This is a genomic window from Lentzea xinjiangensis (assembly GCF_900110955.1).
Taxonomy (GTDB): domain Bacteria; phylum Actinomycetota; class Actinomycetes; order Mycobacteriales; family Pseudonocardiaceae; genus Lentzea; species Lentzea xinjiangensis.
In genome coordinates this window covers 193,097-200,811 of record NZ_FOFR01000016.1, presented here as the reverse complement: position 1 = coordinate 200,811, position 7,715 = coordinate 193,097, and the positions used below count along the sequence as shown (strand labels likewise).

Genomic DNA, 7,715 nt, shown 5'->3' with positions numbered 1-7,715 from the left:
CACCCGCTACGACAAACTCGCCACCCGCTACCAGGCCACCGTCCACGTCGCCGCCATCAACATCTGGCTACGCCACATCTAAAACACCGCCTAGCGCCCTGAGTCCTCACATCGTCGAGCCTTCACGCGGCGCTGGAGCCGGCGACCGGCTCGCCGCACTCCTGGCGCCGGGCGCCCGAGGACCGAGTGCGACCCCTCAGGTGACCGCGGAGCGGATCGTCACGAATGCCGGGCGAGGTTCGCCCGCAGGACCTCTTCGAGGTTCAGCTCCACCTCGCGCGTGTGAACCCCGGCCGCGAGTGCTGCCCTGGCAAGCTCTCCGGACGCGGGGGTGAACGTTTCCCCGAGCAGGCGGTCTTCCGCGCGCAGTGCGTCCTCGAGCGTGCCGTCGGCGGCGTCGATCGCTCTGGTGGCTGCGGCGCGGACACCGTCGGGCAGAGTCGCGATGGTCAGTGCGACCCGCTCGACGAACTCGTCCAGTTCCGCGGCGGGCAGAGCTCGGTTCACCCATCCCCAGCGCTCGGCGGTCGCCGCGTCGACCAGACCGCCTGTCAGCACGATCTCGAGGGCGCGGGCGCGACCCACGAGGCGGGGCAGGTGGGCAGTCGCACCGGCTCCGGGGACGATGCCGATCAACGTCTCGAACTGGCCGAACGCCGCGGTCTCGAGAGCCGCGAATCGCAGGTCCAGGCTGGAAACCAGTTCGGAGCCACCGCCGCGGGCGAGTCCCGTGATCTTGGCGATGGTGGTCTGGGGCAGACGCCGCCAGCGTTCGTGGAGCCGCATCATCGGGCCGGTCCCGGCAAGCGTCTCCTCCGCGATCGGGAGGGCGGCGTACGTCGCGGGGTCCTCCACGAACGACAGGTCACCGTGTGCCAGGAAGAACTCCGGATTGGCGCTCTGGACCACGATGACGTGCAGGTCGGGATCGTTCTCGGCCGATGCGGCGACGGCGTCCAGGTCGAGCAGGAGCTGGGCCGTCATCAGGTTGACGGGCGGAACGTCGATCGAGACCCACAGCACTCCGTCCTGGCGCTTGAGGTGGAGGCTGGGCAAGGACTGTTCGGTCATGAGATTCCCTCGAATTGGCGGTATCTCTGATATACCAGGTGCATGAAAGGTACTTCAAGGAAACCTGGTACCCGCGAAGATCCGGCCGACTCCGAGACCATCGTCGGCCCCCAGCGCGAGCTCCTGGACCAGCTCCTGGACAAGTGGGGTCACCTGCTGCTGGCCGCGCTGTGCCGGCAGCCGCGACGCTTCAACGAACTCAAGAGGGAGTTCGACGGGATCACCCAGAAATCGCTGACGCAGGCATTGCGACGGTTGGAGCGCAACGGCCTCGTCGAGCGCCGGGTGCTGGAGCAACGCCCCGTCGCCGTGGAGTACCGGATCACGCCGCTGGGCCGCACGCTCGAGGAGCCCTTCTTGATCCTGCGCGCCTGGACGGCCGACCACCTCGCCGAAGTCGAACGACACAGAGAGGCATATGACGAGGCGGCCGGCGCGACCCACACCTAGTGTCCTGAGTCGTTGGTGCGCGTGTCCTGCCGGTGCGGGCCAGGCCGAACGCCGGCCGGCCCGCCCGGGATGCTGCTCCGGGCAGGCCGGCGCGCTCCGCGACGGTCGCGGCCGAGAGCCCTAGAACGACGCGGTCAGGCACGCGAGGCGGTCACCGGCGGTGCCCGCCTTGCCGTGCTCGGTGCTGGTGTGCGCGGCGTGGATGACGACCGAGTTCGCCTCGCCCTTGCGGAACTCCCACTTGACGGTCGCCGTGCCGGTGGCGGCACCTTGGGCGTCGGTGGTGAAGTCGAGCCAGATCTCGTTCTGGGCGTTGGCGTACTTCGGGTCGACGCTGGGCGTGACCGGGTCCTTCTCGTGCTGGTAGTGCGGGCCGGAGTCGGCGGGCTTGGCGCCGCACGGCTTGATGTGCACGTGCGAGCCGTACTTGGTGCCCGGCAGGAGGCCGGAGACCTTCAGCTCGACCGTCGTCTGTCCACCCGAGACGGATGAGCCCGCGGAGAGCTTGCCGCCCAACGGGATCCGCTTCACGTCGTAGGTGATGCCCTTCGGCTGGTCGCCGGACGCGGCGGGAGCCGCCACGTCCGCCTCGGCCACCGGCTTGATCTCCGGGGCCGCCGGTGCGGAGGGCGGGGCCTCGCCGGAGCAGGCGGTCAGTGCACCGGTGAGCAGTGCGGCACTTGCGAAGGCCGCCACGGTCGTGCGCATGGTTCTCCTCGAGTCAGCTGCGTTCCAGGTTCCCATCCCCTGCACGTCCACGATCGGGTGACTGGTTCAGATCGGCGGAGACGAGGTCGGCGAACGCCTCGTGGTAGCTGGTGCAGAGGTGGTAGTCGCCGTGGGTCTCCACCTTGTCCGGTGACCCGTCCGTCTCGCGGGCGCGGCGGTCGACGGGGTTGTCCGACCAGCCCCGGACGGGGAAGCCGAGGTAGTCCGTGCGGCGCCACAGATTGATCCAACCCTTGCCCAGCAACACCGACAGGCCGCGGTCCGGTGCCTCGCCGGGGTCCCCGCGCCACGGGTCGCACGAGAACAACGCGCCCGCACGCACCGGCGGTGTGCCCAGCACCACCGGTCCCAGCAGGTCGGGGAAGATCCGCCCGAAGTACGGCCGCAGCTGTATTCCGTAGGTCAGCAGCCGGACCCGCTCCAGGTACCCGGAGGGCAACGCGTACAGGGCCGCCACGGCCAGCACGGCACCCAGGCTGTGCGCGGACAGCACCACGCGGTGGTCGTCCGACTCGTCCAGGAACTCGCGCGTGCGGTCGGCGATCTCCGGCACCGCGCGCTCGGCGTAGCACGGCGGCGCGAACGGGTGGGCGGTCCGCGGCAGGAAGCACATCAGGTCCCACAGCAACCCCAGCGGCCTGCGGTTGGTCAGCATCCCCGCGCCGACGAACGACCCGATCACCATGACCCCCGCCAGGCCGGTGACCCAGTCGCCCTTGCCCACCACCCACGTGACGCCCCACCACTGCGACCACGAGGGCGAGGCGAACGTCAGGTAGCACGTCAGCACCAGCGCCAGCACCCCCAGCGTCGACAGCACGCCCACGACGTTCTCGGCCCGGTGCGTCACGGCGACGACGTGGCGCGCCCGCACGACGAGCGCGGAAGCCTCGTCGTCGAGCACCGCGGGCGCGGTCAGCCGGGACAGCAACACCACGGCCTGCGCGAGCACCAGCACCACCGAAGGCACCAGCGCGCAGGCGAACGCCGCGCTGAACCGCGAGTAGAACGACGGCGCCACCAACCCGGTCCCGACCCACCCGCGGAACGTCAGCACCAGCACGGTCGACGACATCACCGAGGCCACCAGTGACAACCCCAGCAGGACGCCGGGACCGGCACCGCGCCACGCCTGCCACTCGTCACCGGCACGGGGGCGGGCCCGCCACGCCAGAGCGCCGCCGGACACCGCCGCGCCGGCCCAGGCGAGGGGAACCCAGTACGTGGCGACCATGAACGCCACGAAGAGCACGAGCAGGACCAGAGGGCCCTTGGCGTCGTTGCGCCGCCACGACCACGCAGCGAGCACCGACCCGAGCAACGCGACGGCGACCACCGGCGGTCCCCACGACGTCAGCCACAGCGGGCCGTCGAAGACCGGTGCGATCGCGTACAGCGCGAACCCGTGCGCCATCAGCAGGAGCACCGCGGAGAGCATCAGCAGCCACGACCACAGCCCGCCCTGCTCGGTCGACGGCACGTCCGGGCAGTCGGCCGCCGTCACGACGACCCGTCCCGCCACGACCACCAGCACCACGGCGGCGAGCACGGTGAGCGCGAGGCAGAAACCGTGCCGCAGCAACTGCGTGCTCGTGGCCAGCACCACGACGCAACAGCCGGCGGCGATGTGCAGGCGGGTGAGGCGGCGGATCCGCGGGCTGCCCTCCCACATCGACGACCGGCTGAGCAGCACGCCCGGCCGCCGCACCGGCACGCGGCGCATCGTCGTCCCCTCGTACCTGTTGCGCGACAACGAGGTCAGCGCCAGCAACCCGAGCAACAGCAGCACCGGCACCGCCGAGGCGGCGAGCACCCGGACGTGCCGCGGCGGGTCGCCGAGCAGGTCCAGGGACTCCGGCAGCCGCTTGCAGGCCGTGCCGGGCAAGGAGCACTGGATCGCGTAGAGGTCGATCGCGACCTCGCAGACCGCGAGCACGAGCAGCACCGTGAGCCCCAGCCCGAACAACCGCGTCGAGGCCGCGCCGCGCCCGGCGTTCCACCACGCCATCCGCGTCGTCGCCGGCACCGAGTCGTCCGGGAGGCGGCGCGACCAGTAGGCGACGTTCGCCAGGCCGAACGGCAGCAGCAACGCCCACCCGATGCGGCCCAGCACGTTCGCGAGCACCGACGGCACTCCGCTGCCCGGCACGCCGGGGCTGCTGCGCGCCATGCCGCCCCACGAGTACGCCTCGCGCCGCACACCGGCGGGCACCCGCCCGGCGTGGTCGGGCGGGAGTGCGGCGTGCTTGTCCGGGACCGGCCGCCAGAAGCTGCCGAGCCGGTCGCCGCGGAACCGCTCGACCGCGTGGTCGGGCAGCGCCAGCACCGCGTGCGGTGGCGTGTTGTTGACGCCGTGGATGCGCAGTTCCAGAACGGGTGGACCCATCGCCGCCTCCCTCTACTCCAGTTGTCGGCGCGAGAACTGCTCCGGTCAGCGGCCGAACGGGTGAAACAGGTGTATCCAGCCGTGCCGGTAAGTCTCTACTTGGCAAGGAGGCCCACCATGACCGCAACCGCTCACCCGAACGTCGCACACTCCGTCGGGCTCGCCGAGTTCCTCGCCACCGCCGGCAGCCTCACCCTGGCTCAGCGCAAGCTGATCGTGGACCAGGCGCTGATCCTGCTGGAACAGAACTACGCGCACCTGCCGCTCAAAGTCGCCATGCACGCGGTGAACCCCGTGCAAAGACTGAGAGTTCTGAGAGCGAGACTCGAACGGCAGACCGACGCCACGGCCGAGCCGGAGTGGCAGTTCCACCGCGAGCTGTCGAGCACCTTCCACTCGGTGCGCGACCTGCACACGAACTACCTGCTGCCCGCGCCGTTCGCGGGCAAGATCGCCTTCCTGCCGTTCCAGCTGGAGCGCTGCTTCACCGCCGACGGCACCGAGCAGTACCTCGTCGCGCGCACGGTCGCGGACTTCGACGGCCTGGCCGTCGGCGCCGAGGTGACGCACTGGAACGGCACGCCGATCGCCCGCGCCGTCGCGGTGAACGGCGCGAACTTCTGCGGCAGCAACACCGCCGCGAACCTCGCCCGCGGTCTGGAGTCACTCACGTTGCGCCCCCTGGTGATCCAGCTCCCGCCGGACGAGGAGTGGGTCGTCGTCAGCTACCGCACCGAGGACGGTGCTCCCGGTGAGGTCCGGGTCGGCTGGCAGGTCACGGAGAACCTGCCGCCGATGACCGACGCCGACGCGCTGAGCCCGGCCGCGGCCGCGCAGGGCGTGGACCTCGACTCCGACGAGAAGGCACGCGCGAAGAAGTTGTTGCACGCGCCCAAGGTCGTGCAGGCCGAGGCCGCCGGCGGCGCTGTCGCGATGGCGGCGCAGGACGTCCCGACGACCATGCCCGGCGTGTTCCGGGCACGACCGGTCGTCACGCCGTCCGGCACGTTCGGGCACCTGCGGATCTTCACGTTCAGCGTCGACGACCCGGACGCGTTCCTCGCCGAGTTCGTCCGGCTCGCGGCCCTGCTGCCGCAGAACGGGCTCATCGTCGACGTGCGGGACAACGGCGGCGGCCACATCTTCGCCTCGGAGTTCCTGCTGCAGACGATGACGCCGCGGCGCATCGACCCGGAACCCGTGCAGTTCCTGAGCACCCCGCTGAACCTGCGGATCTGCCGCCGGCACGCGGACGACCCGACCGGTCAGCTCAACCTCGGCCCGTGGTTCCCGTCGCTCGACTCCTCGACCGAGACCGGTCAGGCGTTCTCCTGCTCGCACACCATCACGCCGGTCGACGGCGCGAACGCCGTGGGCCAGACCTACCACGGCCCGGTCGTGCTGGTCACCGACGCGCGCTGCTACTCGGCGACCGACATCTTCGCCGCGGGCTGGGCCGACCACGAGCTGGGCCCGATCCTCGGCGTGGACGACAACACCGGCGCGGGCGGCGCGAACGTGTGGACGCACGGCCTGCTCTCGACGCTGCTGAAGATCCCGGCGCCGGGCGACGCCGAGTCGCCGTACAAGACGTTGCCCAACAACGCGAACATGCGCGTGTCGATCCGCCGCACGCTGCGCGTGGGCAAACTGGCCGGGACGCCCGTGGAGGACCTGGGCGTGCGGCCGACGCACCGGCACCAGCTCACGCGCGCGGACCTGTTGCAGGGCAACGTGGACCTGCTCGCCCGGGCGGGTGCGCTGCTCGCCGGGCTGCCGGTGCGGCGGCTCGGGGTGGCCGTCGAGGGGACGACCGTCTCGCTGGACACCGTGAACCTCGACCGGGTGGACGTCTACGTCGACGGCCGCCCCGCCACCTCGCTGGACGTCACCGACGGCGTGCACACCGCGACGCTGGGCGCCGCCGGGTCGCAGGTGCGCGTAGAGGGGTTCGCGGACGGACGGCTGGTGGCCGCGCGCAAGGTCGCCAGTTGAACAGAGCGGGCGCTTCCGGTGACTTCCACGACCGGAAGCGCCCGCTCTCCCGTCTAGCGCGTGAACGTGTACGCGCGGTCGGAGACCAGCACCGCGAGCTGCGCCTCGGTGCCGGGGGTCCAGCTCTGCACCCAGACCACCTCGCCGTTCGGCCGGAAGTTCCTGGCCGACGTGATGCCGAACTGCTCGTTCCTGGCGAAGACGATCAGACCGCCGCGGTGGTCGCTGGCGCTGCCGGTGCACTCGGCGGTCCGCTCGCAGTACTCCTGCGGTGACCACGTGTGCGTCCCGGGGGCGTTGACCTGCGTGAACGTCGTGACGTCCTGCCCCTGGTAGGTGAAGGTCACCGTGTTGCCCATGTACTGCATGTCGTCGAACACGCCCTCGGCCTCGCCACCCCAGTTGCCGGGCGTGACGTCCCGGCTGCCGCGGAAGACCCGCGGGTAGGTCCGCTGCTGGTGGGCGGTGAACGCGTCCGCCTGCTCCTGCAGCTCCGCCTTGGTCTTGTGGACCGGCGTGACGTCCTTCGGCGGCCACGGGTAGTCCGCGGACGACGTGCCCGCGGACGCCGTGCCCGCGAGACCGATCAGTGCGAGGCCCGTCAGAGCAGCGGCCATCACCTTGCGCATGCGCATGTTTCCCCCTGGTGATCGTGTGCTTGCACCACCCAAGACGCCGCAAGATCACCGGAGGTTGCACGCGCTACAGCCATCCTCTCCGCATCGCCTGCACGCGGATCAGCGGCACCTCGTCGATCACAGCGCCGTGCACGACCGGCAGCACGGTGGCGTGCGCGTCGGCCAGGGCGAGCTTGAACGGCAGCGTCGGCGTGACGCGCGCCCGCCGGTTCGCCTCCTCGCGGGCCGCGATCAGCGCCTCGACCGCGAGATCGGGCGCGACGACCTGCCAGACGTCGCCGAGCTCGTGCCGCCGGGCCGGTAGGGCGGGAGCGACCCCGACCTCGTCGGTGGTGCGGCTGCCTCCCGGCACCAGGAGCTCGTAGACGGCGGTCAGCTCCGGTGGGACACCCGAATGACCGAACACCGCCATACTCTGCTCCATTCGGGGCAATACCTCTGCCGTG

7 protein-coding genes are annotated in these 7,715 nt (G+C 71.0%); 2 read left to right on the top strand and 5 right to left on the bottom strand.

The window, feature by feature from the left end; genetic code table 11:
* Positions 1-219 precede the first annotated feature (219 nt).
* Complete coding sequence (locus BMW88_RS29485; RefSeq protein ID WP_089956715.1) at positions 220-1,071, bottom strand: enoyl-CoA hydratase/isomerase family protein; 852 nt, start codon at positions 1,069-1,071, stop codon at positions 220-222.
* 42 nt (positions 1,072-1,113) lie between these two features.
* Between BMW88_RS29485 and BMW88_RS29480 the strand changes: the two genes are divergently transcribed.
* On the top strand, positions 1,114-1,521 hold the full coding sequence (locus tag BMW88_RS29480; protein WP_089956713.1) for a winged helix-turn-helix transcriptional regulator: 408 nt from the start codon (positions 1,114-1,116) through the stop codon (positions 1,519-1,521).
* A 120-nt stretch (positions 1,522-1,641) separates the two neighbouring features.
* Here BMW88_RS29480 and BMW88_RS29475 read toward each other — a convergent pair whose 3' ends face one another.
* Positions 1,642-2,229, bottom strand: coding sequence for a superoxide dismutase family protein (locus BMW88_RS29475; RefSeq protein WP_089956710.1), 588 nt, complete (start codon positions 2,227-2,229; stop codon positions 1,642-1,644).
* Between the two features lie 13 nt (positions 2,230-2,242).
* The gene (locus tag BMW88_RS29470) at positions 2,243-4,636 is read right to left on the bottom strand and encodes a hypothetical protein (RefSeq protein WP_089956709.1); all 2,394 of its coding nucleotides are present in this window, start codon (positions 4,634-4,636) and stop codon (positions 2,243-2,245) included.
* 117 nt (positions 4,637-4,753) lie between these two features.
* On the opposite strand from BMW88_RS29470, the gene BMW88_RS29465 reads away from it, so the two are divergent.
* The gene (locus BMW88_RS29465; protein WP_089956706.1) at positions 4,754-6,631 is read left to right on the top strand and encodes a S41 family peptidase; all 1,878 of its coding nucleotides are present in this window, start codon (positions 4,754-4,756) and stop codon (positions 6,629-6,631) included.
* A 53-nt stretch (positions 6,632-6,684) separates the two neighbouring features.
* Here the strand turns inward: BMW88_RS29465 and BMW88_RS29460 are convergent, their stop codons facing one another.
* Complete coding sequence (locus tag BMW88_RS29460) at positions 6,685-7,266, bottom strand: hypothetical protein (protein WP_143116302.1); 582 nt, start codon at positions 7,264-7,266, stop codon at positions 6,685-6,687.
* A gap of 67 nt (positions 7,267-7,333) precedes the next feature.
* Positions 7,334-7,693, bottom strand: coding sequence for a hypothetical protein (locus BMW88_RS29455; RefSeq protein WP_177221420.1), 360 nt, complete (start codon positions 7,691-7,693; stop codon positions 7,334-7,336).
* Between the last annotated feature and the right edge of the window lie 22 nt (positions 7,694-7,715).